Origin of the sequence: Companilactobacillus zhongbaensis, assembly GCF_003946515.1 — a bacterium.
GTDB lineage: Bacteria > Bacillota > Bacilli > Lactobacillales > Lactobacillaceae > Companilactobacillus > Companilactobacillus zhongbaensis.
Genome location: NZ_RHOM01000009.1, coordinates 30,209 through 55,044, shown reverse-complemented (window position 1 = coordinate 55,044; position 24,836 = coordinate 30,209). Strand labels below are relative to the sequence as shown.

At 38.9% G+C, this 24,836-nt stretch carries 21 protein-coding genes; 15 read left to right on the top strand and 6 right to left on the bottom strand.

Annotated features, from left to right (window positions below; genetic code table 11):
• Positions 1-717 precede the first annotated feature (717 nt).
• Both EKM69_RS05835 and EKM69_RS05830 read left to right on the top strand, forming a co-directional pair.
• Positions 718-1,740: a hypothetical protein gene (locus EKM69_RS05835; protein ID WP_125709082.1), complete on the top strand. Its 1,023-nt coding sequence runs from the start codon at positions 718-720 to the stop codon at positions 1,738-1,740.
• A gap of 23 nt (positions 1,741-1,763) precedes the next feature.
• On the top strand, positions 1,764-4,640 hold the full coding sequence (locus tag EKM69_RS05830; RefSeq protein ID WP_125709080.1) for a glycoside hydrolase family 3 protein: 2,877 nt from the start codon (positions 1,764-1,766) through the stop codon (positions 4,638-4,640).
• A gap of 903 nt (positions 4,641-5,543) precedes the next feature.
• Here the strand turns inward: EKM69_RS05830 and EKM69_RS05825 are convergent.
• The gene (locus tag EKM69_RS05825) at positions 5,544-6,083 is read right to left on the bottom strand and encodes a hypothetical protein (protein WP_125709078.1); all 540 of its coding nucleotides are present in this window, start codon (positions 6,081-6,083) and stop codon (positions 5,544-5,546) included.
• Between the two features lie 208 nt (positions 6,084-6,291).
• Positions 6,292-7,341: a RodZ family helix-turn-helix domain-containing protein gene (locus tag EKM69_RS05820; protein WP_125709076.1), complete on the bottom strand. Its 1,050-nt coding sequence runs from the start codon at positions 7,339-7,341 to the stop codon at positions 6,292-6,294.
• Positions 7,342-8,068: 727 nt separating this feature from the next.
• Between EKM69_RS05820 and EKM69_RS05815 the strand changes: the two genes are divergently transcribed.
• The 5 genes from EKM69_RS05815 to EKM69_RS05795 all read left to right on the top strand — a co-directional run bounded on the left by EKM69_RS05815 (position 8,069) and on the right by EKM69_RS05795 (position 13,426).
• Positions 8,069-9,475, top strand: a complete 1,407-nt coding sequence (locus EKM69_RS05815) for a hypothetical protein (protein WP_125709074.1) — start codon at positions 8,069-8,071, stop codon at positions 9,473-9,475.
• A 46-nt stretch (positions 9,476-9,521) separates the two neighbouring features.
• Positions 9,522-10,658, top strand: a complete 1,137-nt coding sequence (locus EKM69_RS05810; protein WP_125709072.1) for an acyltransferase family protein — start codon at positions 9,522-9,524, stop codon at positions 10,656-10,658.
• A gap of 45 nt (positions 10,659-10,703) precedes the next feature.
• A complete protein-coding gene (locus EKM69_RS05805; RefSeq protein WP_125709069.1) occupies positions 10,704-11,318 on the top strand; it encodes a hypothetical protein in 615 nt (204 codons plus the stop codon).
• 129 nt (positions 11,319-11,447) lie between these two features.
• Positions 11,448-11,801: a hypothetical protein gene (locus EKM69_RS05800; protein ID WP_125709067.1), complete on the top strand. Its 354-nt coding sequence runs from the start codon at positions 11,448-11,450 to the stop codon at positions 11,799-11,801.
• Between the two features lie 359 nt (positions 11,802-12,160).
• Positions 12,161-13,426, top strand: a complete 1,266-nt coding sequence (locus EKM69_RS05795; RefSeq protein ID WP_225423849.1) for a hypothetical protein — start codon at positions 12,161-12,163, stop codon at positions 13,424-13,426.
• Positions 13,427-13,758: 332 nt separating this feature from the next.
• Here the strand turns inward: EKM69_RS05795 and EKM69_RS05790 are convergent, their stop codons facing one another.
• The 4 genes from EKM69_RS05790 to EKM69_RS05775 all read right to left on the bottom strand — a co-directional run bounded on the left by EKM69_RS05790 (position 13,759) and on the right by EKM69_RS05775 (position 18,914).
• Entirely contained in the window at positions 13,759-14,547 is a 789-nt protein-coding gene (locus EKM69_RS05790; RefSeq protein ID WP_164505867.1) for an alpha/beta hydrolase, read from the bottom strand.
• Positions 14,548-15,183: 636 nt separating this feature from the next.
• Positions 15,184-16,875 (bottom strand): phosphoenolpyruvate carboxykinase (ATP), encoded by a 1,692-nt coding sequence (locus tag EKM69_RS05785; protein WP_125709061.1) that lies wholly within the window; start codon positions 16,873-16,875, stop codon positions 15,184-15,186.
• 654 nt (positions 16,876-17,529) lie between these two features.
• A complete protein-coding gene (locus EKM69_RS05780; protein WP_125709059.1) occupies positions 17,530-18,189 on the bottom strand; it encodes a histidine phosphatase family protein in 660 nt (219 codons plus the stop codon).
• 71 nt (positions 18,190-18,260) lie between these two features.
• Positions 18,261-18,914, bottom strand: coding sequence for a histidine phosphatase family protein (locus tag EKM69_RS05775; protein WP_125709057.1), 654 nt, complete (start codon positions 18,912-18,914; stop codon positions 18,261-18,263).
• Between the two features lie 221 nt (positions 18,915-19,135).
• Here EKM69_RS05775 and folB point away from each other — a divergent pair, with 221 nt between their 5' ends.
• From folB to EKM69_RS05735, 8 genes are all read left to right on the top strand, one after another.
• Complete coding sequence (folB, locus tag EKM69_RS05770) at positions 19,136-19,501, top strand: dihydroneopterin aldolase (RefSeq protein WP_125709055.1); 366 nt, start codon at positions 19,136-19,138, stop codon at positions 19,499-19,501.
• Positions 19,501-19,986: a 2-amino-4-hydroxy-6-hydroxymethyldihydropteridine diphosphokinase gene (gene folK, locus EKM69_RS05765; RefSeq protein ID WP_225423848.1), complete on the top strand. Its 486-nt coding sequence runs from the start codon at positions 19,501-19,503 to the stop codon at positions 19,984-19,986. The genes folB and folK overlap by 1 nt, the downstream gene beginning before the upstream one ends.
• Positions 19,987-19,998: 12 nt before the next feature.
• Positions 19,999-20,571, top strand: coding sequence for a GTP cyclohydrolase I FolE (folE, locus tag EKM69_RS05760; protein ID WP_125709053.1), 573 nt, complete (start codon positions 19,999-20,001; stop codon positions 20,569-20,571).
• Between the two features lie 11 nt (positions 20,572-20,582).
• Entirely contained in the window at positions 20,583-21,908 is a 1,326-nt protein-coding gene (locus tag EKM69_RS05755; protein WP_125709051.1) for a bifunctional folylpolyglutamate synthase/dihydrofolate synthase, read from the top strand.
• Positions 21,909-21,920: 12 nt separating this feature from the next.
• A complete protein-coding gene (locus EKM69_RS05750) occupies positions 21,921-22,517 on the top strand; it encodes a non-canonical purine NTP pyrophosphatase (protein ID WP_125709049.1) in 597 nt (198 codons plus the stop codon).
• Between the two features lies 1 nt (position 22,518).
• Positions 22,519-23,673 (top strand): dihydropteroate synthase, encoded by a 1,155-nt coding sequence (gene folP, locus EKM69_RS05745; RefSeq protein ID WP_125709047.1) that lies wholly within the window; start codon positions 22,519-22,521, stop codon positions 23,671-23,673.
• Positions 23,674-23,735: 62 nt separating this feature from the next.
• Positions 23,736-24,356: an NAD(P)-dependent oxidoreductase gene (locus EKM69_RS05740; protein ID WP_125709045.1), complete on the top strand. Its 621-nt coding sequence runs from the start codon at positions 23,736-23,738 to the stop codon at positions 24,354-24,356.
• An 8-nt stretch (positions 24,357-24,364) separates the two neighbouring features.
• Entirely contained in the window at positions 24,365-24,808 is a 444-nt protein-coding gene (locus EKM69_RS05735) for a flavodoxin domain-containing protein (protein ID WP_191988684.1), read from the top strand.
• The last annotated feature ends 28 nt before the right edge of the window (positions 24,809-24,836 follow it).

Genomic DNA, 24,836 nt, shown 5'->3' with positions numbered 1-24,836 from the left:
AAAGCTGGGTCTTTTCGTAAGCACGGCCCATGCCGTGCAAACGAAAATTTCGCGGCTGACGGCGAATTCCCTCCACCCTCCACAGGACCTAGGGTGGTGCCAATCTAACTTTTTTGGTGGGATACGGTACTTATTCTTATTTGCTTATACTGTTTTGGTTTGTTTTGGATTTCCCTTCCTTTTTTTCTTTTTGATATCCTTGTTTTTTTCTCCCTATCTTGTTTATTTTGCTGCATCTTTTCATCGGTTGCTATTTTGGGTGGGGGGCGACTTCGCTTCGCTGGTCGCTATTTTGGATAAAATATTAAGGACCTCTTATTCCTTTTTTTTTGCAATATCTTGCTTATTTTGTTTACTTAATTTTTAGTTAATCTCGTTTTTGGTTTTAGTAATGTTATTTTCTGGAATTCAGTCATAGAGCCGGTTGTTGGCTCTTTTTTTGTTTGTTTTATCGGTTGAAAGATGTAATTTATGAGTTGTTTATGATTTATATTTTAAAGATTATACCCATATTTTATATGTTGTGATGTATAATTATTTTGACGTGTAAACGATGTCACTAATATATTGACTTTTTATGCTGGCTCATCTTTTTGGGAGGATCAATGGGTTGGTATTTTTGGTTGAGGCTTTTTGGGAGGAGCCGATGTTGGTTTTTTTACATGTTGATTTATCAAAAGGGATCTTTTTTTAATTTTAAAAGGGGATTTTTACGTTATGACATTTAAGAAAATTTTGTTGTCTTCATCTTTAGCTCTTGGTGCTTTGTTGGCCGGATTTGGTTTGGCTGATGGGGCTGTTGAGGCTGATTCTGTTGACTCTGGTTCTAATGCTCGTGTTGAGGCTGTTTCTTCTGCCTCCGCTGAAGATTTGAATTCTGATTCTGTTGAGGTGGCTGGTGTTTCTGGTAATGCTGCTGCTTCTGATAATTCTTCTGCTGATGTTGATGCAGCTTCTTCTGCTGATTCTGGCGAGTATGGGATCGTTTATACTTCTGATAATGATTTAAATAATTCTACAAATAATGTTTCAAATGATTCTACAACTAATGCTTCAAATTCTGTTTCAAATTATACTGTGGATTCTGAAGATGGTGCTGCCGGTCTTAAGGATAAGGTGGTTTCTTCAGTTAAATCTACTGCTAAAAACGCTGCTGCTGACTTTGTTGGTAACGACGTGGTTGCTCCAATCGCTGAAGATGCTTTGGCTAAGGTTAAACCACTTTCAAATGTTTATGCCGGAGCTACTGGTTTTGTAAAACCTACTTCTAATGTTGTAGGTAAGGCTTCTCATGGTTTACAAGACGCCGCTATTGGCGTGGTTGGTGCTTTGCCTGGTGGTAAGATTCCATCATTGTTGATGAAATTAGCTCAACCTTTTGATTTGGTTGATAACACTCTTGGTGGTGTTTATGGCCTTGCTACTGGTCAAAATGATTTGATCCCTAATGCTATTGGAAATAAAGTTTCTTCTGCAATTAAGGGTTCAGATTACACAACTAAGACTACTGCCAAAACTGATTTTTCAGATGGTTATAAAAACACTCGTATCAATGGAACTGTGACAACTTCTGCTCAAGCTCCATTATTCAATGTTATGGAACAACCTGTTAGCCGTTCACTTGGTGCCGGTACTAGCTGGTTTACTGATATTTTGAGACAAAATACTAAATCAGGTGCTCAATATTACCGTGTTTCGACTAACGAATATGTTCGTGCACAAGATGTTCAATTTAGTTAATCAAAAAATAATGAGGTGAGGAAATGAAACATTCTCAGGTGAAACTCATTTCAGTATTGACTAGTTTGATTGCAACATTCATTTTTGGAACGATCGGTTATTCTAGTGATACTGTTAAAGCTGCTGATGTGGAGCAAATGACTACTGAAGTCGAAGCTCCCACAACAACTGATGAAGTTTCCAAGACGACGGATCCTAGTTTGGACGTTGTTTCTGATACAACTGAAGCTGATGTTTCTGACACTTCTGCTGTAGAGCAAATAACGCCTGAGACTAATGTCGTCGCAAATACTCAGGCTGATACTGTTTCCGATGGGCAACCTAATGCTCAAGAAATCGCTAATTCACAATTGTCGACTTCTGCTGCCGAAGACGGTATGGTTTTGCTTCAAAATAAAGATAATTCATTGCCGATCTCGACTGATCAATCGATTGCCCTTTTTGGTGCTGGTGCATACGGTACTGTTAAAGGTGGAACTGGTTCTGGTAATGTTAATCCACGTCAAACAATCAATATTTGGGATGGATTAAAAGATGCTGGTTATACGATCACATCTAATGATTGGTTGAATAATATTGCTGCTGATTACAATCAAAAAGAAGCAGCTTTCAATAAAACTGCCGTTTTATTGAGTACTTTTAATTATTCTGATCCAGCAATTTCTCAAGAAGAATTCGCTGCAGCTCCTGCTGATGTTGGTATTTACGTGGTTTCACGTAATGCTGGTGAAGGCTCGGACCGCAAAAATGCTCAAGGCGATTACTTGTTGTCAGATAATGAAATTGCTAATATCAAAAATATTTCTAACTTATACAACAACAGTGTTTTACTCCTAAATGTCGGTGCTCCGATCGATATGAACTTTTTAAATGAGGTTCCTAACTTGAAGAGTATTTTGCTAGTTTCTCAAGGTGGCCAAAATACAGGCCTTGCTGCAGCTGATTTGATCAGTGGTGCAGTAACTCCTTCTGGTAAATTAGCAGACACTTGGGCCCAAAACTATTCTGACTATCCATCTTCAGCTACCTTTGCTGAGAATGATGGTAATTCAATGACTGAACCTTATTCAGAAGGTATCTATGTAGGTTATCGTTATTTTGATACTTACAATGTGACACCAAAGTATGAATTCGGTTTTGGTGAATCATACACTAACTTCCAAATTCAACCACAACAAGTTTATGTTGATGGCAACAATTTAATTAGTGAAGTTCAAGTTACCAACGTTGGTGACACTTATTCTGGACGTGAAGTAGTTCAAGAATATTACTCTGCACCAGCTGGGACAGTTGATAAAGCTTTCCAAAACTTAGCTGCTTATGCTAAAACTGATAACTTGGCACCAGGCCAAAGTCAAACTTTGACCTTGTCATTCCCACTTTATAATATGGCTAGTTATGACACTAACAGTGCCAGCTATATTATGGATCCAGGTAACTACCTTATCCGGATCGGTAATAGTTCAAGAAATACCCACGTGGCGGCTGTTTTGAACTTACCTAACAAGGTAACGACGGAACAACTTGCTAACGAAATGATGCCTGACGCTGATCCAACACAATTGCACGGCAACGGGAATACTTTTGTTCCTGCAGGCCAAGCGCAAGAAGTAGCTTCAGCACCAGTTATTACCTTAGATCCAGCTAGTTTGAATGGAGCCTTAGGTGATAATGCATCACCATATGATAAAAATACGGTCACAACGATCGTGAACGAAAACAGTAGCCAAATGTTACCTTACAACGGATACAAGCAAAATGTTCAAACAGTAGCACCAGCTGCTCAAAACGCTTCTTTATTCGATGTTTACACAGGCAATATCACGATGGATCAATTCATCGCAAGCCTTTCAACTAAGCAATTGAGTAAGATTGTTAATGGTAACCTCGACTTAAATGCCGAAGGCTTTGAAGCTTTAAAAAATCAGGCCGGTTTAGGTGGCGGAGCTAACGATTCTGTTATCGTTGGTGGTGCTTCAACTATCGTTCCCGGAGCTGCTGGTCAAACAACATCAGCTTTATTAGACCGAGGAGTTCCCGTTTCAGTCAACTCTGATGGTCCTGCTGGTTTAAGATTGACTCCAGTTGGTTCAGTTAACGGTAAGACAGTTTATCAATACGCTACAGCTTGGCCAATCGGAACTTTGATGGCTCAAACTTGGGACCCAATGATGGTCTACAGCGTTGGTAATGCTGTTGGAAAAGAAATGCTCGAACTAGGCATTGATACTTGGTTAGCTCCAGGTATGAACATCCATCGTAATCCATTGAATGGTAGAAACTTCGAATACTATTCTGAAGATCCACTAGTAACCGGAACGATGGCTGCAGCTGAAACAAAAGGTGTCCAATCCAACCCTGGAGTTGGTACGACTATCAAACATTTCGCTGCTAACAATGAAGAAACAAACCGTTTCGTCACAAACTCTGTCATCGGTGAACAAGCCTTAAGAGAAATCTATCTCAAAGGCTTTGAAATCGCCGTAAAAGACGCTCAACCACAATACGTAATGTCATCATACAATCGAGTAAACGGCACTTATTTAGCTGCTAACTACGATCTATTGACGAACATCTTACGTGGCGAGTGGGGCTTCAAAGGTGGAGTCATGACTGATTGGTTCAGTCTCAAGAGTTTAACCGATACAGACGCCGTACTTCACGCTGGTAACGATTTGATCATGCCAGGTGGAACACAAGTACCAATTCAAGTCGGAGCTTCAGTCTTACCAGTAGGTGGCAATAAGCTTGAATTAGGTGACCTACAAAGATCAGCTAAACGTGTATTGACTTCAATCATGAATTCCAATACATTTGCCAAAACTTATAACGTACCTGTTGATTCATACACACCAAACGACGTAGCTTCTACTATGTCGATCAATGGTCAAAATTGGTAAACGGAGGTTTTTGTTATGGGTAATTTTGATATAAAAAGTATTTTTCATACGATAGGCGAGTATGTCTCCAATATGCCGGAGATTTTAAACGCATTATTCGTGGATAATAATTAATTTATTGAGAGAGATCAGATATTATATCTGGTCTTTTTTTGTTTGTGGTTCACTGCCGGTTCTGCGGGAGGGTTCCGGGAATTGCGCCGTGGAACGCTGCGGACCCACTTTGAGCTATCCAAGGAAGAGCGCCTTGGACATCTCAAAGCTGGGTCTTTTCGTAAGCACGGCCCATGCCGTGCAAACGAAAATTTCGCGGCTGACGGCGAATTCCCTCCACCCTCCCGCAGAACCTAAGGTTGTTAATAATACATTTGTTGGTGGGGTGTTACGGTACTTAGTTTTTCTGGATTTAATTGCTGCGGTTTGGGGCGATGTATCTAGTTGTTTTCGGTCCTATGATCTTTACTTGGGTTTCTATCTTTTTGATTTTTGTTAGAGAAGTACACTTATCATTTCGAGCAAAATTATTTTGGTTATTGGTTTTTGGCATTCTGAAGAGCATTGAGATAGACATGTGAAAAATAAGGAAAAGAGTAGTGCCGATTTGAAGATACTTGAGTGGAGCATATAAAAAAGTCAGAGAGTTGTTATGACCTCTATCTAGGTGGAGGGGCGGGGCGCTATATGGGTTCAGCTGTGAGATTTCACTAGGCAATTTATTGCCTAGTGAAAGACTCGTATTTGAAATGCCCAGGCGAACTTCCTGGGTAGTTCAAATCGATGTCCACAGCGTTCCAATCCCATATAGCGCCCCGCCCCGGAACCGGCATTGAACCACCACAAAATCTATCACCACTATCTCCACCAACAAAACAAAAAAGCAGCCATAAAAATGGCTGCTTGGTGTTAACGTATCATTGCTAAATTCGACTGGATGATTTGACGGTTGATAATCCTTAATGCTTGGTAGTTGAAGTTTTGTGGATGTTCAAACCAGTAGATGTATGAATTGATCAGTCCACTAGACAAATACTGCAATACCAGTTGATCGTTGGCTGATGTTTGATTTACTAATAAGGCGGCTTCTAATTCGGTGAATAATTTTCTTTGCAATTTGTCGGTTAGATCGTAGTGCTTTTTGTAGAGGCACAACTGGCAGAAGCCTTTGAAGTTGTTGGCCATTGTTCGGTCGAAGACGTCTAAGATGTTTCCTAAATCGCTATTGGTCAATGATAGGGCTTGTGATACTTCGTTGTACACTTCGCATTTGTATTCTTCAAAGACGTCGTCTAAATCGGAGTAATATACGTAAAAAGTATGGTATTCCAAATCGGCAGCTTCGCAAAGATCTTCAACAGAGATCTCATCTAATTCTTCATCTTCAAGCAGGTCAAACAATGTATCTGCTAGACGTTTTTTATCGAATCTAATTTTTGTTTGATCCATTATTTCACCTGCTTTCTGATTTTTTTAATTGTATACAATATACATTTGGTATAACTTGAAAAGTTACGAATAAGTATATGATAGCATTTTAAGTAAGCGCTAACAATACCGCTGGAACGCATAATAAAAAGAGACCCCGATTTTTTATCAGGGTCTCTTTAAGCGCATGAGATTCGTTAATTTTTAGAATTGAGGAGGATTGGAAAAATTAATTTACTTGTACGTCGTTTGCGTTAACGTATTCGTTAGTTGAAACACGGTAGTAAGTTTGACCCGTGTTGTTATTGATTCTGATGATGTCTGTGAACCAATCAGTATTTGGTGCTAGTGAACGACTTTGTAATTGTTGCACTTGATCGTAAAGAGGTGCGTTATCCAAAGTTGTTACTGTTTTGTTGATTTGGTAGTTAGTGTAGTTTGCGTTGCTTACTACTGGTGTTGTTGTTTCTTCATCCGAGTTGTCTGGATCAGGGATCAAGTCACTCTTTCCAGTAACTAAGCCGTAAGCTCCACCAAGAGCGTTATCAACTAGATCTAATGGTTGAGCAATTTTCATAATTGTTGAAGCAATGCCACCAACTAGTGGAATTTGGCCAACGCCATCGATCACTTTGTTTTGAAGTGAGTGTGCAGCGTTACCTAAGGTATTAGTAGTTGGTTTAACTAAACCAGTTGCTCCAGCGACAACGTTAGCTACGACAGGAATGTCTTCGGCATTCTTGATAGCTGTAGTAACTGAGTCGTTATCATAAGTTGGATTTGATGTTCCAGCAGGGGCTGTAGTTGTGTCACCAGCATTAGTTGAGGCAGCTTGTGTTGCAGGATCAACTGTTGCAGTAGCTTGAGTGTTGGCTGTTTGATCTTCAGTATTAGCTGAAGTAGCTGCAGTTCCGGCTGTAGCAGCGGTACCGGCAGTGGCTGCAGTTCCAGCAGTACCAGCTGTTGCGGCAGTACCTGCAGTAGCGGCAGTATTGCTTTCGTCTTGAGCATCAGTAGTTTGAGCTGGTGTCAAGGTTGCTGCAGGAACAGTTTCGCTTGTACTTGCAGTTGAAGCAGTTTCGCCAACAGGTGCAACTTCAGCGGTTGTTCCTACTTCGGCTGTTTCGCCCACTTCAGCAGTTGGAGCAGTAGTTGCTACAGAAGATGTTGAGTCGGTGTCAACAGTTGCAGCATCAGCTGAACCTTGAACAGCAGCAACTCCTGTCAAAGCCATAGCGATGGCAAAAGTCGATGATAATAAAGCTTTTTTATATGTCATAAAAAATCCCCTTTTCCCTTTAAACTTGATGCGTTTCCCGGAAAAATCTGAGAGCGCTGTCAATTTATATCAATTATACAATAATTTAAGAAAAAATAAATGATATTTTTAAAATATAAAAATTAATAGGTTTATTAATTGAAAATTTATAATGTGAAAAACAAGAATTGGGGTCGATTTGGCGGGAGTGATTGTGAAATTAATTTGTTATCGTCAAAATTGACTAGTTTTGAATACGTTAACTTATTAATTTTCTAATTTATATAAAAAATTTTCAACTAATTATTCATATGTTTTCATGTTGATAACAGTATTAATTACTTTTAATTAAAGAAAAGGTGGATATTATATTTCAAATAAATCAATTGAAACAGCAAAAAATCCATTTATGTATAAATAATAAATATAAATTAACAAAATTAAATTAGAACGAATATAATCGGATTTTCATTTCTGCAATTTTTAGATTATTAAATTTGATAAAAGCACTATGCATTGGCTTATACCACTGATATTGTTAGGTTGTTAAAACAATTATTCATTATAAATTGCACTTATTTTCAGATTTCTTTAGATTGAGAAGATTCTAATATCGATAAGAACTAAAAATGTCCTTGAAGGGAATGAATAATTATTTCTAAATTGCAAAATATCTCAGCTCGATTGATATTACTCTGTTTTTTTATTTTTACTACAATCGTTTCAATGTTTTAGTGTGGTTTTTTTCATGCACAACTACTTGATTCCTGATTCTAAAGTCACCGTTGTTTTATCTGGTGGATTTTCATTGCTGGTATTGTTAGCTATATACGTGGCCTGGAGAGTTCCCACTGATGATACTTTGTTAAATAGGCTTTTTCTGGTTGCCATCATACTTGCTTTTATGGTGGTTGCCTTTAAGTGGATCAGTGTAGTGCCGAATATTCAAGTTAGTGATTTTAAGATGTTTTGGAAGAAATCTCCAGGTGCTCTAATGGGAAATCCTTTGTTTAATTCTCCAAATGATTATTTCGCAAAATATGCTTATCAGAGCGGATTTATGATATACGTCATGACGATAGTTAAACTGTTTGGACATCACATTTTTGTTATGCAGTTATTAAATGTGATTGTTCAAGGATTGATTTTGATTGTCACTTATTGCTTGTCTAACAAACTTTTTAATAATATCAAGCTTTCTCGGATCGCAGTGATCATACTGGCTATTGATTTAGACTGGTTTGCACTCAATAGCCAAGTAAACAATCAATATTTAGCATCATTACTGTTTTTACTGACTTTTTATTTAGTTACGATAAATAAATTGTGGTCATACTGCTTGTCAGGTTTAACTTTGTCTTTAGGATGGATAGTGCGTCCCATTGGCCCAGTAATTTTGATTGCCATTATTTGCTACTCAATTTGGTGGATCTTCAATAACAAACCTAAACCAATCATCATTCGAACTTTTGCTCTGACAGCGATTTGCTTGATGACTATCTTTTCTGCAAATGAACTTATCAAAGCCTCTGGTTTGAATCAATACGGCTTAGCTGATACGGATACTGAATGGAAGTTTATTGCAGGCTTAAATTATGATTCTAATGGGATGTATTCCAAGCAATTAGATGAAATGCTGAATGCATCGTCTTCCAGGGAGACTAATAAGGCCAAAGAGAAACAGGTTTTAACAGAACAAATCGAAAATCTAAACAATAATAACAGTTGGATATCTTTATTTGCCCATAAAATGTCGATACTTTGGTCAAGAAGCTCGGATGTATTCCAATTTACTAGCTTTGATAAAATACATTCTCAAAATTTATTAAGGATAGTAACAATTATAGGATTTCTAGGTAGCTTTACGATAATTATATTTTCCTGGGTAGGATCAATTAGATTGCTAAAGAGCAAGATTGATTCCAGGATTCTACTGTTAACTTTAACGATTTTGGGATTTGCGTTAGTTGAGTTAATTATTGAGGTGCAGGGACGATATCGAATTGAGTTTTTACCAATTTTATCCATATTTGCTGGAGCGGGGGTTGATTACCTGGCCGAAATGGTTGGGGAACGAAAAAAAAGGAGTGAAAGATTGTTCCAAAACAGGACAATTCCTGATTTTAAAATAACTGATGAGAATTTTTTGGATTAGTGGATAGTTTTATTAATGGTTTTAATGGGGTTTTGGGGAGGATAGAGTGAAAAGAATTTTGGAGAGAAATTCCAATATAGAATTGATGAGAATTATTAGTATGTTACTGATAACCTTACATCATTTTAGCCTTTGGGCTCAGGGTCCGAGAGCCGATCAGTTGTTAGCTAAAGGGGATGGGTTCAAAGCATTTGAATCATTGATATTTTTACCCTTAGGAGATATTGGAGTTTATTTATTTGTAATGATAACAGGATTTTATTTAGGAAATAAAAGTATTAAAATTACTGATTCCTACAAAAAATCTATTAAAATTTATCTTCAAATGTATTTCTATGCCATTTTATTTTTGCTTTTAGCAGTACAAAATAGTTGGCAAATGAACAATTTTCCTAACATGATCGATCCACTAATGCCGTTTAATCAAGTTCCTAATGTACCCATGTCAGTCTTACCGTTAACGTTTAATCATTATTGGTTTGTAACTGCATTTATTTTACTCATGCTGTTGCTGCCATATATCAATAAATCCATTGTTGATAGATCTGAATCGGAAATGAGAAACATTATTATTATTCTTTCTATTGCTTGCGGTGTTTTTCCTCTTCTGAATAATCATGTAGCCTCAGAAACTGTTGGTTTAGGAATTGTTATCACATCGTATATGATTGGTTATTATGTAAGGACGTTTATTCAGACCAACACCAAGACAAGAATTCTTAGATCTTGTATAGGATTAATATTATTTCTTAGTAGTGTGGTAATCATTTACGGTATTTCTTTTTATGACATTACTGTCTTGAAGTATAGATACATAAGAATATATACTGGGATTTTTGCTTTACTATCTGCAGCGGGTCTTTTTGTTTTATTCGTAAATCTAAGGCCAATCTACAGTCGTATGATCAACCGATTTGCAATGAATATATTCGCAGTCTATTTAATTACTGAGAATATTTTTGTTAAAAAACAGCTATGGAAACATTTTATATTTCCACAGATGGATGATCTACTGATGGTAAATGTGTATGGATTCATGGCTGTACTGGGTATCATGGTTAGTTGTGTCCTTATTGATAAAATTCGACTTATTTTCATAGTAATGGTGGTCCGAATCAAGTCTGCAATTGTTGAAGTATTTGATAGATTGTATCGACAAACGTTTGGAAAGAAAGTTGATTAGCATGCAGTATGACCCAAAATTGATGAACTACAAAAGGAGAAAATAATGAAAAAATTTCGAGGATTAATTTTGATTACATTGGCATCAGTTTTAGCATTATCTTTGACAGCTTGTGGAGGCAATAAATCTGCTAGCAAATCTTCTGGGGATAATGATTCCAAGAGTGAAGTTTCCTCAAAGAAGAAGACACACAAGAAGCAGAAGAATGAGAAGAAGTCAGAAGCTGACAAAGAAAATTCAGAGGAAGAAACTAGTGATCAACAAAATGCTAGTGGACAAACTTCTGGTCAAAAGACCAATAATAATGCCACGTCATCTAATTCGGCGACTTCTACTGGAACTAATCAAAAGACACAAACATCAAATGGAAATAATAACGTCTCAAGTGCTAATCGAAGTGTCAACACAACTGACGATGCTATTAGCCTATACGCCCATTATTTAGGAATGCAGGGCAATCCTTCAAGTGGGTACACAGCAACTCCAATATCAGGAGGATTTGTTGTGACACCTAAGGAGCCTGCATATGGACACGCTCAAGTGGTTATTAAATATGATGGTAGTGCTTATGGAACAGATGGCAGACTAATTGCTACGGCTGCTCAAATGATGGCACCTAACAATCCAAATACGTCAGAATCAGGATGGCATGGGGCATAAAATAACTTTATTTTTAGTTGATATTAGATTTGTATCCGTGTTTTAAATGATCGAGAAGTTTCTCAATGAGGAATTTCTTGATCACTTTTTTCGTTATGACAAAATAATCTTTCATTATAGGAGAAAGATATGAGAAATCAAAAAGTAGTATTACCGGTTCTATTATTATTAGTTTCATTAGGAACGCTTTTTACTTCTGTTATATTCACATCTCAGGCAACAGCCGTAGTAAGTGAAGGTGCAGAAAAAAATATCGTTATTTCTAGGGATAGTATTGAAGAATCTCTGTCAGTACCGATTTACAAAATTAGTAAGGGTAAGATGGTTCAATCAAAGCAGAAGTTATCTATTTTGGATGCAGACAAATCACGATTAGCCATATATAAGGCTAAAAAAGTACGCATCAACAATAAGGCTTATTGGAAATTAAACAGTAATACTTACATTGATGACCATCGAGTTGAAACTGTACGCTCTAAATAACAATGCATTAAAAATTAAAAATATTTATTTCGTTTGTAGATCGTAATCATTTAGTGGATATGCTCTAAATATGATTGAAATACCAAATGAACTAAAAATGTCCATGAGGGGATTGACCTACTATTTTAAGGCTTCAAAAATTATCATCGCAATTTGTTTTATTTACTTTTTTCATTTTTTCTACGCTCGTTTTCCTTTTGAGCGTTAAGTTCTTTTTACAACATTATTTACTGACGGATTTCAGAGAATCGATTTTCCTTTTTGCTGAATTTATGGTCATTGCTTTCTTTCTGATTTATTTGGTGTGGTTTATTCCCACACACAGTCGGCTTTTGAATAATATTTTTATTAGTGGGATAGTGGCTATTTTTATTATTATCACCTTGAAATGGCTCTATATTGTACCGACTGAGCAGATCAGTGATTTTTGGATTTTCTGGGATAAGGCTCCTAGTGCTTTGGCGGGACAGCCGTTGATGGAAACTCCGCATGATTACTTTGCAAAATTTGCTTACCAAACAGGATTCTTGGTATATATCATGACGATAGTAAAGCTGTTTGGATCAAATATTTTGGCAATGCAGTTGCTGAATGTCTTGTATCAGATAATTATTTTGCTACTGACTTATAGTTTGTCGAATAAATTGTTTGCTAATGTTAGGATCTCTCGGATTGCAGTCATTTTGCTTGCCATCAATATCGATTGGTTTGCGCTTAATAGTCAGGCAGATAATCAGTATTTGGCTTCGATGCTTTATTTGCTGACATTTTATTTGATCTCGAACAACAAGCTCTGGTCGTTTGGTTTAGCCGGCCTGACTTTGGCCATTGGCTGGATAATTCGTCCGATCGGTCCGGTGATCTTGATTGCGATCATCTGTTACTCGCTTTGGTTCATTTTGAAGGAAAGTCCCAAGAAGATCATTGGGAAAAATATTCTTCTAGTAACGATTTGTTTTTCGACGATATTTGCTGCCGGATTTTTGGTCAGAGCATCAGGCTTGAATCCTTATGGATTAGCGAATAATGATACCGAATGGAAGCTGATTTCGGGCTTGAATTATGAATCCAATGGGACTTATTCTGAAGAACTAAACAAGTCATTGAACGGATCTGAATCAAAGGAAATTAATAAAGCTACTGAGAAACGAGTTTTAGCCGAGCAGATCCATCATCTCAACGAGGTCAATGGTTGGGGACGTTTATTCATTCATAAATTAGCCATTCTTTGGGCAAGAAATGCTGAGTCGATTCCATTTACTGGATTTGGTGAGGGGCATTCACCAAAAGCCTATTGGACGGCCGCATTGCTCGGTTATCTAGGAAGTTTCTTGATTGTCGTATTCTCTTGGGTAGGGTCATTCAGTTTATTAAAAAGCAAAAATGATCCCATGATTCTTTTACTAGTCTTGACGATTTTGGGCTTTACGTTGGCAGAACTGATCATCGAAGTTCAAGGACGTTATCGAATCGAGCTGATCCCAATCTTGTCTATTATTGCTGGGATGGGGGTTGAATCGTTTATTCTCGCGATTAACAAATCCGGTATAGGACTAAGAAATAACGTTCAAAAAAGAATTTTTCCGCTTTTTAAAATAAGCGATAAAGATGCTTTTTCAGAATAAAGGCTCTGTTGTGAACAAATAAAAAGACTTCAATATTTTCGAATATTGAGGTCTTTTCTTTTTTTCTAAAATAAGTGCTATTCGATCAACTAAATTGCTACCCAGTTGCAATCGAGCTGAAGTGTCTGATTTTTACAGTGCATCTGTTTTTGTTGAACAATGTTGAACCGTCCCATCCGGTAATGTTTGCAAATAGATTTTTGCAGATGACTGTCTCAGATGGCGCAATGAGATGAACTACGGTTGATCTCATCGTGTGTAAAAATAACATTTATTTTATTAGTAAAAATTTCTGTTATTATTAAATATTTTATTGAAATTTGGCGATGATGCTACAAGTCGAGATGACTTGATAAAATCTGTGCAACTTGTGCGCTTGAAGCTTGGTTAGGATGCACGGCATCGTTACCAGTTAAATATAAGCGACTAAATGATGCAACATTTCCATAAAAAATATGGTCACCGGCCATGGCACTGTCTCTTGATACGACGGTGTCAGTGCTGTTATCACTAATTGCCGATCCAATGACGTTGATGACGTTCATGCTGTGATTCAAACGACTAGCTCCAGCGACTAAGCTTAAAAGCATGTCAGTTGCTGGTTGCGTATTTTCGGCCCGCATGTTGTAAGGTGTTCCGATTGAAATGAAGTTGTGGAAGTTGACAGAATCGTCAGTTTCCATGTATCTCGTTACAACATTACCACCATTAGAGTGAGCAACGATATCGGCACTGTTGAAAGGATCTTTAGCCCGATATGTCTCGATAGCATTTTGGAGACAAGCAGCATTGGTATAAACTGCTTGGTCGTTCCAGAGAATGTCCTGAAATGAAACTGTGACGAAAGGACGTTTGTTGTTGTTAGTGGTTCTGACATTAGTCCGTGTAACTGCACCATTTTCGGCAACGTAAAGTTTGACGATAGGGTGCGAGTTAGTTGGGTCGAGACGTTGGTACATTTTGTCCCAAGTTGTGGAGTCGGAATAAGAACCAACTACAAAGAATACTGGATCAGCCGTGGTTGCAGCTTTGGCCGTTTGCGTGGTGATTTTTTGTGAAAGTGTGATGAGTGAAACTAGTGAGATGATTGTGATTATGATTTTTGTTAAGTTTTTTTTCATATTAGACACCCGATTGGCGGGTATCCTCATCACGCTTAAAAAATATCACTTATTTTATCTTATGGTGGGTCAAAAAGTGTTAATTGTTTTTGCGTTTTTTGCTTTAGGTCGTGGGTTGGAGGTTCACTGCCGGTTCTGCGAACGCTGCGGACCCACTTTGAGCTATCCAAGGAAGACCGCCTTGGACATCTCAAAGCTGGGTCTTTTCGTAAGCACGGCCCATGCCGTGCAAACGAAAATTTCGCGGCTGACGGCGAATTCCCTCCACCCTCCCGCAGAACCTAGGGTAGTGGTAAATCCATGTGGTTGGTGGGGGGACGGTACTTATTCTTTCTTGTGCTGACTGTTTTGGTTGATATTGCTCGATTTAGATTTGGTTCGTTCTTACGATTTTTTTTCTGTTTCTATCTTGTTGATTTTTTTCTCGGATATCATCGGTTGCTACTATAATTTTGTGTAGTTCTTGGCTCTTTCACTGCTCCTTCGTCGCGTGAAAGCTTTTCGCCTCGTGTTCTTATCTCTGTAATCAATATTTGGTTTTTATTTTCTTTTTGCAATCAAAAAAGGGAGGTGCTTGAGAACTTTTTGTTCTCTCACATCTTCCTTTTTCTGTGTTTTATTATTGCTTTTGTATTTCTAGTTGTTCATTAATTGATCGAGTAATTCTTTGGCTGATTCTTTCAAACTGTCTTTTGACTTGTCGTTTCCAAGGTGTGTGTAGATTTCACCTACGTAGATATTGTCTTGATATAGTTTGTTGAATACTTTGTCGATTACTGGACGTGTTTTTGCTTCTTCTTGTACTGGTCCGAATGGGTTGGCGAAGAATGTTGTGCTCATTCCTACTTCGTCAGTTGTTCCTAGGGCTTTTCTCTTTCCGGCGATGAAGGTTGCTTTGGCTGCTTCTTCATCTGGGAATTGGTGCAAGCCGATTTCTGAGTCGTAGTTGTTTGCGTATACCCACATGTCGATTCTGTGGTGTTGTACTACTCGTTTGTAGGTGTTGGCTGGTAGGATTACACGAGCATTCTTTAGTTCTGGGTTTAAGTAGATACCACGGTCCATGTTGTTGAAGGCTACGGCACTGCTTAGGTCATCTAGTCTTACGAAGGCACCTGTTTCTGTTCCTTGTGCGAAGATCGAGCCGTCTTCGTCGAAGGCGAAACTTCCCATGTCGTCAAAAATTGTTTCGATGTCGACGATTTTGTCATCGGCGATTTCTTGTAGGGCTTCGATTGATTCTGATTTTCCGGCACCGGAGTCTCCGAAGAATACTACGGTCTTTACTTTGCCATTTGAGAAGGTGATCTTAACCATTGATCCGTGAATTGGTAATCTGTTTTCGTAGATCATGTGGAGGTTGTGCAATGTTAGACACATCTTCTTCATGTAGCCAAAGTATGTTGTCTTGTCATTGTATGGTACTTCACCGACCCAGATGTCGTGTTCTTCATCGTGGTAGTAGTGACATACGTCGCCTTCTGTTTCTGGTAGTCCGAATAGTAAGATTTCGTCTGGTTTATGACCTTTGACTTCTTCTTCACTGGCTACTTCGAACAAGTTTCCTAGAGCGATACCACTTACGAAGTAATCACGTTGGAAGTAGATGTAAGCTAAACTTTCACCGATCTTAGCTGGGAAACAGTACCATTCATTTCTTTTACCATCGAACTTTTTGATTGGGTTGTTAGGTACGGCATCAAAGACACCTTCACGTTTATTGCTCTTAGTATGCATCATCATTGGAGGACGAAGCATCAATGTGTCTAAGAAACGGATTTTTTCAAGTTTTTCGTAACCTTTTGGTGCTGGCCAGTCGATCGATTGAACGATGGCTGTGGCGTTAGTACCGGCATTGATTTGACGGTATGTGTGGTTGGCGAATCCTTGTAATTTTTCTTCAATGGCACGGTATAAGTCGATAACTACGTCGTTAAAGTGATTATCGATGTCCATGAAGCTGCCTTTGATAACGGCATTATTATGCTTGTTTAGTAAAGATACTCGGAAATAGCTACGGTAGTATGAATATAAGTCTTCAACACTTTGTAATACTTTTTCTTTATCGAAGATTTCATAACCTTTTTCATTGTCAGTTAAAATTGCTTTTAATACGTCTACATATTGTTTTGGAGTTAATTGAACAACATCATTATTTTTATTTCGTTGATCATCTAAATATAGTTTTACTAGATTTAGTAGACCCTCGCTGTTGATTAATTGGAAAACGTCTTGGATATAGCCTTCGCTATAGTTGATCACTGAGACGTTTGTATCTGGGTTGATATAAAACGAGGGAGTGTCAACTGGTTGTAATGATTGAGACATTTATATTTCTCCTTTCAGATTACGTGTATCACTATTCTAAAACATTTTTGATAAAACATACAGTAATAAATTAAACTTTAATTAGAAAAATTAGAATATTGTAATTTTTGTAAGCGGTTAGGTGTTTGGTGGGGGGTTCATTGCCGGTTCTGCGGGGGGTTCCGGAAATTTCGCTGTGGAACGCCATGGACGCCATTTTGAACCAATCGAGCAAAGGGCGCTCGCTTGTTTCAAAACTGGGTCTTTCACTAGGTGGTAAACCACCAAGTGAAATTTCATGGCTGACAGCGAATTTCCTCCACCCCCCGCAGAACCTAAGGTGGTGGTACACTTACTTCCTTGTGGGGTGGGACGGTACTTAGCTTTTTTGATGTTGGACTGTTTTGGTTGATATTGCTCTATTTAGATTTGGTTCGTTCTTACGGTTTTCTCTTCGGTTTCTATCTTGTTGATTTTTTCCTCAGATATCATCGGTTGGTATTTTATCTGCTTTCAATTTTGGATCTTTCACTGCTTTGCGTGAAAGCTTTTCGCCTCATTCTAAATTTCTCATTTCCCACTTTGATTGTTTTAAAAGCCATCCTTTAACTATTTTGTCTGGGGATGGCTTTTTTTGATCTTGTTCTTTTTTGATTTTATTGCTTTATTTTTTTATTACTTTAACAACTTGTTGTATGTTGTTACTTTTCTTTCGCCGTTATCTACTTCTAGAATGGTCAAACTGGAGTTTCTTGGGCCTTCTGTTATGTCGAAGTTGCCGGCGTTGTATTTGTCCATGATCGAACGGATGGTTGTTCCGTGGGATACTAATAGGATTTTGTCGCCGTCTTTGGCTATTTCGTCTAGTTTGTTGAAGCCTTTGTCTAGTCTTTCCCAGTATTCTTCGGCGTTTTCTGCGTCATGGAAGGGGTCGGCTTGTTTTAAGAAGTCTTTGCTGTCGTCCATGCTGTATTTGGAAATTACTTCGCCGTATGTTTCTATACCGTGTGGTTTTCCTACTATGAACCAAGTTTCGGCGGCGTTGTGGCCTTCGAAGTAGCCGTAGAATTCTTCTCTGAATTCTGGTAGTTTTGTTGGTTTGATTTTGTCGTGATTTTTGTTGGCATCAACGATGATTTTGCAAGTATCTATGGCGCGGCGGGCGTCTGATGAGAAGGCTGCTGCAAAGTCTGTGTCTTTTAATGCTTGGGCTGCTTGTTTGGCTACTGTTACTCCATCTGGTGCTAGTGGGGTGTCGGACCAACCTTGCATTTTGTTGTAGCGATTGAACCAGGTTTTTCCGTGGCGCACTAGGTATACTTGATATTTTGTCATGTTGTCCTCCTAATGATTTTGAAATATTTACTTAACGATTTTATTATATCAAATCGATCGATCAGTTCTGCTTATTCTAAGACTTTGTTGTATGTTGTGACGGTATTCTTGCCGTCTTCGCGGTTGAGGATGGTCAAGCTGGAATTTAGTGGTGTTTCGTTTATTTCTAGCTCAGGGACGTGGTACGTTTTGGCTAGCGAATAAATTGTGGTGCTGTGGGAAACTAGGAGGATTTTGTCGCCGTCTTTGGCTACCTTGTCTAATTTCTTGAAGCCGCGGTTGATCCGGCTCCAAAATTCTTCGTAGTTTTCGGCGTAATCCATTGGATCGGCTTCTTTTAAAAAGTCGAAACTGGATTCTAGTCCGTATTTGTCGATGATACCTAAGTAAGTTGGCGTGCCGTGTTGTTGGCCTGCTACGAACCAAGTTTCGGCAGCGTACATGCCTTCAAAATATCCGTAAAATTGTTCACGGAATTCCTTGATGTGGTGACGTTTTAGGTCATTACGGTTTTCATCCATGATGATCTTAGCAGTATCAACGGCTCTTCTAGTATCGGTTGAATATGCCAAGTTAAAATTGACGTCTTTTAAGGCGTGAGCAGCTTTCTTAGCGACTTCGATCCCTTCAGGTAGTAGTGGGGAATCGGACCAGCCTTGCATTTTGTGTAAACTATTGAAAAAAGTACGACCGTGTCGAACGAAATAAATTTGATATTTTGTCATTTTGATCTCCTTATCACATGCATTAATTTTACTACACGACGAGCTAAGATGTACTGTCTAGACAGGTTGAAAAATTAAATCTTGCAAAATTTCTTTTTTTATAACCACGTGGTAAAATTTAATCACCTTTAAAAATGAATAAAAACAGACTCAACTACCCAAGATATTCGGATTTTGAATATTTTTTTATTAATTTTTAGTTATAGAAAGGGGAGCCATTTGTGTTAAAAATTAAATTGAACCAAATGCAATTTCACGCCCATATTGGCGTTTATGATGAAGAACGCGTCGTGGGGCAAGATGTTGTCATCAACGTTGAGCTAGTAGTTGATCAAGTCGATTTTGATCAACTGGCTGAAGATAAATTGGAAAACACGATTAATTACGGACCGATTTACCAAACAATCACCAAGATCGTCGCTCGTGACGATATCAAATTGATCGAGACCTTGGCAACTTTGATCATGCGGGAGATTTACCAACAAAATTCTGATCAATTAGACAATGTCATCGTCAGTGTTAAAAAGCAGAACTTACCGATCAATGGCATTCTCGACAGCGCTGAAGTGGAAGTTTCATATAAATAATGGCAATTACGACAGCTTATGTAGGTGTCGGCAGTAATCTTGGCAAGTCAGAAGACATCGTTGCTCACGCAATCAATGACTTACGTTCCGTCGAGCAAATAGTTGAAGTGAAAAGTTCTGCCTACTATTTGACCGACCCAGTTGGGAACGTCGACCAAGATCAATTCATCAATGCCGTCATCAAGCTCAAAACGACTTTTTCGGCCTCAGAACTATTGGAAGTTTTGCACGGTCTAGAGAAGAAATACAAGCGGGTCCGGACGATCAAATGGGGACCACGGACGTTAGACCTTGATATTGAACTTTTTGGCGATCAAACCATTAATACAAAGGATCTCGTTGTTCCTCATCCGGAAATGTTCAACCGTTTGTTCGTGTTAACGCCATTACTGGAAGTCTTAGATGATGACAATATTTTTAAAGATAAAGTTATAACGGCTGAAAGATCCTTAGCTGGAAGCCAATATATTAAAAAACTAATTTAAGGAAGCATTTAAATGAACTCGGAAAACCAGCAGATTATTGAAGATAGTGTTAGAAATATTTTAAAAGCAGTCGGTGATGACCCTAATCGAGCAGGATTAGTCGAAACACCGAAACGGGTCGCCAAGATGTATAGCGAAATATTTAGTTCTTTGGAAGACCCCGAATTTACCGATTCAAAGATTTTTCAAACCGATTCACTCGTTGATGGCGAGAATGTCATCGTGAAAGATATTCCTTTTTACTCGATGTGTGAACACCACTTGTTGCCATTTTTCGGCACAGTGACAGTCGGGTATGAACCAAAAGACGGCAAGATCATTGGCTTGAGCAAGATCCCACGGCTAGTCGACTTTGTGGCCAAGAAACCTAATGTTCAAGAGAATATCACTAGTCAGATCGGAACGAAATTAAGCGAATTGCTCGACCCTCAAGGGGTGGCGGTGATCGTGACTGCTCGGCACATGTGCGTGGAGATGCGTGGTGTGCAGAAGACTAATAGCAAGACAACGACGACTTTTTACAACGGTGTTTTTAAGGATCAAGCTAAGAAAATGGAATTTTTGCAGGAACTTAAATATAACTAGGAGTGGTCTCAATGCTTGGAGAAGAAAGATATAGTAAAATCGTTGCTTCAATGCCCAAAGTTATCAAATATAACGATTCTGGTTCACGGATCCCACTGCTTCAAAAGGTATTAGATCAATTAGGCAAACCAGATCTTAATTTCAAAACGATCCACATCGCCGGAACGAATGGTAAAGGTTCGACTTCTGAAATGATCTATCAGCTGCTACTCAATGCCGGTTATCGAGTCGGTATTTTTTCTAGTCCGGCCTTTTACGACGACCGCGAACAAGTCAGACAAAATGGAGTGACGATCTCCGAGCATGACTTTGTTGATTGTTACGAGGCTTTGGAGTCGGCTTGGAATCAATTGGATTTGAGCCAAAAAGATTTCTCCGTTTTTGAAACTTGGTATTTAGTATCCGTGATCTATTTCAACGAACGAGCTCTTGACTACGTCATTTATGAATGCGGTATGGGTGGCGAGCTCGATGCTACTAATGCTACGCGAAATGTTGAGTATGCCGTGTTCACGAAGATCGATATGGATCACATGAAATTTCTAGGATCGACCATTGAAGAGATCGCTACGGCCAAGTCGAAGATCATCAAACCGGGCATTAAGGTAGTGAGTTATCCTACTCAAAATAGTCGTGCAGAACAAATTTTACAAAATGAAGCAGACCATCAGCAGGCGAGTTTGACCCAAACGGGTAGCTACAATGTGGCCTTGGATGAGGAACATTTAACTTATTCTGTCGTTAATTTGTATTTTCGAAAAAAGCATTACGACGATGTCTACTTTAATCTCGGCGGACTTTATCAGATCAAGAATTTGCAAAATGTCTTGAATTGGATCGAGCTTTTTAATCAAGACAGTGAAATCAAGATCACAGCTGACAATTTAATATCGATGCTCAAAACGGTCTCTTTGCCAGGACGGATGCAGCAATTGACAAAGAATCCAACTGTGGTGTTAGACGCAGCCCACAATGTCAACGCGATCAAGGGATTGGTCGATTCGATCACGAAGTTACGCGCCAATAAAAAGTTGATCGTAGTAGTCGGCTTTTTGGCAGATAAGCAATATCAAAAATGCGTCGACATCTTGCTAGAATTGCCGGCCACCTTTATCGTGACGAGTCCCAATAATTTTGAGCGAGCATTACCAGCTGTAGACTTGTATCAAGTGTTTAAAGATGATCCCGAAAGTGACGGTAAAGATATTTTTTTGGCGGACTCTATCACGGATGCTCTCGACAAGGCTCGTGAGCTGCAAAAAACAGCTTCAGATTTAGTGATTTTTACTGGCTCATTTTACTTGATCAACCAGATCAAGCCACTTTGGAATGAATAATGAGGTGATACGATGACGGAATGGCTCATTGCTTCAAACAACAAATTTAAAACCTTGGATCTACAAAAAGATCTTGAATTTTTCGGCTTAAACGCGGCTCAGTACACTGATTTTTTTGAACCAGTCAAGTTTCCCGATGAATCGACGGACAGTTATAAAAATAATGCGACGAACAAAGCGACTTTTTTATCGAATAAGATCTTGCGCCCGGTCATCAGTGATGACAGTGGGATCGAGATCCCGGCTTTACCCAATGCTTTGGGCGTGACGACGAAAAGGGAGCTGCATCAAGATAAAGCCAAAAGTGACAATCAAACATTGCTGGATCTGATGGCGGATCTATCGGAAGACCGACGAACGGCCACGATGATCACTTACTTAGCTGCTGTTGATCCGAAAGGTCGTGTCATCACGGCAAAAGGTGAAGTGACTGGGTTGATCAGTCGTGAGGATCACGGGGATCATTCCAGTGGTTTCGATAAGATCTTTTATTTACCAGAATTAGGTAAAACTTTAGCAGAACTTCCCGATGAAGAACGGATTCCGTTGACTCATCGTGGTCGGGCTGCGAAAAATCTAATCCAATTAATCAAAGACGGGGATCGATAACATGCATATTCAAGAAATAACTGCTCGACTACGGATGGACTATACGATTGCGGGTCAAGCTCTACTCAAACTGGCTGACGAACAAAACTTATTGTTGTTGGAGTTTTCGCAGATCGATGGATCTGATCAAACTAAGTTAGTCGATCTGATCCAACAGCTGGATAGTTTTGTGACAGTTGAAGATGATACCGTTCAAGCAATGCTTGACCTTAGAACGCTGCAACAACTAATCAAAGTTTGGGATAAGTTTTTTGCGACCAACAAAGAGCAGTTGATCGATATTTTAAAAGCTCATCAAATGATTTGGAAGACCGGCTCATTTAGTTATGATTTGACTAATACCGCGATGATTTACGGGATCATGAATAATACACCGGATTCTTTTTATGATGGTGGATACTTTCAAGGCGAGAACGCACTGTTAAAACACGTTGAAGAAATGGTCGACAATGGGGTTGATGTGGTCGAAGTCAACGGCCAAACGACTCGTCCTGGATTTACCGAAGTTAGTCCCGAAGTCGAAATGGAACGGACGATTCCTTTGATCCGATCCATTAAAAAAGAATTTCCCAACGTCAATATCGCCATCGACACGTACAAATTGCCTGTGATGAAAGCTGCTTTAGACGAAGGCGTTTCGATCATTAATGATGTTAATGCTTTTACGGATGACCCTGAAAAATTAAAACTAATGGCTGACTCTGACTGTGGCTTGTTGACGATGCACAGCAGTCGTGGCCATGAATATCACAATTTGACTAAAGGGATGTACGATTTTTTTGAAGAAAACTTGCAACAGTTGACTAGTTCCGGGATCGATTTTGAACGGATCGCCATCGACCAAGGCGTTGGCTATTCCAAAGTCGTTCACGGTGCCCAAGATTATTCGATGATCAGAAATCTTGATCAGTTCAACAACTTGAAACGGCCGATGATGGTGGCTATTTCTCGAAAAGGTTTTTTCGGTGATCTTTTAGGTATCTCTAAAGACGACCGTCTACCGATGACTTTGGTGACGGAAGCTGCCATGTATTTAGCTGGTGGTCGGATCTTGCGTGTTCACGATGTTAAAGAAACAAAGCAATTAGTGACTTTGCTCGACCAGATCCAAGATAGTTTTTGGCTCGACGGTTTAGGAAATTCTAGCGATTACTAAACTTCATTTCAGTCAAATTGCTTGATTTTGTGTACACTGGAAGTATAAGTGGAGGTGTACACATGAAAATTGCAGTAATTGGTGCCAATGGTAAAGAGGGTTCAATGATTGTTAAAGAAGCCTTGAGTCGAGGAATTGAGGTAACTTCGATCGTTCGTTCTGCTGAGAAATCACCAACAGATGTGTTTATTGAAAAGGATATTTATGGCTTAACGGCTAATGATGTAAAAGATTTTGACGTGTTAGTTAATGCGGTCGGCTTTTTCGGCGATAAGGTCGTGGAATACGTTCCTTCGACCAAACATTTGATCGAGATCTTGTCAGGTTTGAAGACTCGTTTGTTGACGGTCGGTGGAGCTGGTTCGTTGTATCTTGATAAAGATCACAATCAGCAACTTTATCAACAAGCTGATTTCCCTGAAGCAGTAAAACCCTTGAGTGAGCAAATGGGAAAAGCTTTGGACTTGTTGAGAACTAGCGATATCAACTGGACTTACATTAGTCCTGCAGCTAATTTTGTTTTTGATGGTAAAAAGACTGGCAAATACGTCTTGGCCGGCGAAGAATTGACCTTCGACGATCAAGGAAATAGTGAGATCAGTTATGCCGATTACGCAATTGCCATGGTCGACGAGATCCAAAACAATAAATTTCAAAATAAACGCATCAGCGTTAGATGGTAGGTAAAATAATGAGCAAAATCTTAGTATCTTATACGAGTATGACTGGACACAATGAATCGATCGCCCAACATTTAGAAGAATATTTAAAGGGTAAGGGTCAAGACGTTACTTTGGAACAACTAGTCGATAGTGACGCTTATGACCTACCAGAATACGATGCTATCATTATCGTTTCTTATACTTACCACGATGGTGATCTTCCTGATGAAGCCTTGGACTTTTACGAAGACCTCAAGGATGTTGATCTAGACCGTACAAAATTTGCGGTCGCTGGATCTAGTTCCAAGGGTCACGTTCACTATGGTCGTGCCGTGGATTATTTCACGATGCAATTGAATTCGAGCAATGGTGATCAAGCAGCAGATTCAGTTAAGATCAATCAAGAACCTGATGAAGATGACTTCAAACGTGTTGATCAACTAGCCGATTACGTTATCGACAGTTTAAAATAATGGACCAAGAGCAATATTCTCAATTGGA

Excerpts from the sequence above, each read along its gene's own strand:
- EKM69_RS05835 (WP_125709082.1), top strand. The coding sequence starts at position 718 with ATGACATTTAAGAAAATTTTGTTGTCTTCATCTTTAGCTCTTGGTGCT.
- EKM69_RS05830 (WP_125709080.1), top strand. The coding sequence starts at position 1,764 with ATGAAACATTCTCAGGTGAAACTCATTTCAGTATTGACTAGTTTGATT.
- EKM69_RS05825 (WP_125709078.1), bottom strand. The coding sequence starts at position 6,083 with ATGGATCAAACAAAAATTAGATTCGATAAAAAACGTCTAGCAGATACA.
- EKM69_RS05820 (WP_125709076.1), bottom strand. The coding sequence starts at position 7,341 with ATGACATATAAAAAAGCTTTATTATCATCGACTTTTGCCATCGCTATG.
- EKM69_RS05815 (WP_125709074.1), top strand. The coding sequence starts at position 8,069 with ATGCACAACTACTTGATTCCTGATTCTAAAGTCACCGTTGTTTTATCT.
- EKM69_RS05805 (WP_125709069.1), top strand. The coding sequence starts at position 10,704 with ATGAAAAAATTTCGAGGATTAATTTTGATTACATTGGCATCAGTTTTA.
- EKM69_RS05800 (WP_125709067.1), top strand. The coding sequence starts at position 11,448 with ATGAGAAATCAAAAAGTAGTATTACCGGTTCTATTATTATTAGTTTCA.
- EKM69_RS05790 (WP_164505867.1), bottom strand. The coding sequence starts at position 14,547 with ATGAAAAAAAACTTAACAAAAATCATAATCACAATCATCTCACTAGTT.
- EKM69_RS05785 (WP_125709061.1), bottom strand. The coding sequence starts at position 16,875 with ATGTCTCAATCATTACAACCAGTTGACACTCCCTCGTTTTATATCAAC.
- EKM69_RS05780 (WP_125709059.1), bottom strand. The coding sequence starts at position 18,189 with ATGACAAAATATCAAGTATACCTAGTGCGCCACGGAAAAACCTGGTTC.
- EKM69_RS05775 (WP_125709057.1), bottom strand. The coding sequence starts at position 18,914 with ATGACAAAATATCAAATTTATTTCGTTCGACACGGTCGTACTTTTTTC.
- folK (WP_225423848.1), top strand. The coding sequence starts at position 19,501 with ATGGCAATTACGACAGCTTATGTAGGTGTCGGCAGTAATCTTGGCAAG.
- folE (WP_125709053.1), top strand. The coding sequence starts at position 19,999 with ATGAACTCGGAAAACCAGCAGATTATTGAAGATAGTGTTAGAAATATT.
- EKM69_RS05755 (WP_125709051.1), top strand. The coding sequence starts at position 20,583 with ATGCTTGGAGAAGAAAGATATAGTAAAATCGTTGCTTCAATGCCCAAA.
- EKM69_RS05750 (WP_125709049.1), top strand. The coding sequence starts at position 21,921 with ATGACGGAATGGCTCATTGCTTCAAACAACAAATTTAAAACCTTGGAT.
- folP (WP_125709047.1), top strand. The coding sequence starts at position 22,519 with ATGCATATTCAAGAAATAACTGCTCGACTACGGATGGACTATACGATT.
- EKM69_RS05740 (WP_125709045.1), top strand. The coding sequence starts at position 23,736 with ATGAAAATTGCAGTAATTGGTGCCAATGGTAAAGAGGGTTCAATGATT.
- EKM69_RS05735 (WP_191988684.1), top strand. The coding sequence starts at position 24,365 with ATGAGCAAAATCTTAGTATCTTATACGAGTATGACTGGACACAATGAA.